Below are 747 nucleotides of genomic sequence, written 5' to 3'. Positions count from 1 at the left end.
TTAGTGCGGGCCGCCCGAGCGTGTGTTCGTGTCGCGGATCTGGCGGGGCGAACAGACTGGCGTCCAGACGCAGGCGTGTAATGAGGGTGGCCCTATCGGGCAGCGCCGCCGCCAATGTATGGACAGCAAAACTGCTGTCACCGACAAAGATGATATCGCATCCTGGCAGCCAGCGGCAGAGCTGCAACACGCCCTGTCTTGCCCAATCCGTCAGCAGCTTATGATTTCGTCCTCTGTTTTTATCGTAGCGCTCCGAGGGGCATAAAAGCGTCAAGACTGGTAGGGCCTTGATGCATTTGGCCCATGGGATCGGGGCAAGAACCATGAAGCTCAACCAGCGCAAACCGCTGGCTTTGACGAAGTGACCGTGACTGGAGCGCACCGGATCGCGATAAATGCCACGGGCGGCAATCTTTGGTCCCCATCGGCGCTCGATGGTGTCGTCCATGCCGATCACAATGGGACCATCGGGTACGAGGCTGGCGACAACGATCGACAGCAGACGGGCCGCCAGAGTACGCGGGTTCCAACGCGCCCGATTAAGGAGCTGATGGTAGAGGGAAAAATTGCCAGCCTCGGCGCGGCCGGTGATCCGCAAACAGGCCGTCACTGTCCGTTTGCCTGGAGACAGGATCGCACCCATCACTAGGACCAGCAGATGGTCCCAACTGGGCGCCGTGAACCAGGGACGAAACGACGACAGCCACTGGCGAAGGATGTGCGGAACAGGATCACCCGACCCGACGC

The 747-nt window shown here is 60.5% G+C and carries 1 protein-coding gene; it reads right to left on the bottom strand.

Translation table 11 applies throughout. The annotated features are described in order from the left end of the window. Nucleotides 1-747: IS701 family transposase (locus ABK249_RS33875; protein WP_348864935.1), on the bottom strand; the 747-nt coding region annotated here is incomplete at both ends.

This window comes from Neorhizobium phenanthreniclasticum (genome assembly GCF_040066075.1).
Classification (GTDB): domain Bacteria; phylum Pseudomonadota; class Alphaproteobacteria; order Rhizobiales; family Rhizobiaceae; genus Neorhizobium; species Neorhizobium petrolearium.
The sequence above is the reverse complement of the archived record's forward strand: the minus strand, read 5'-3'. Positions and strand labels throughout refer to the sequence as shown.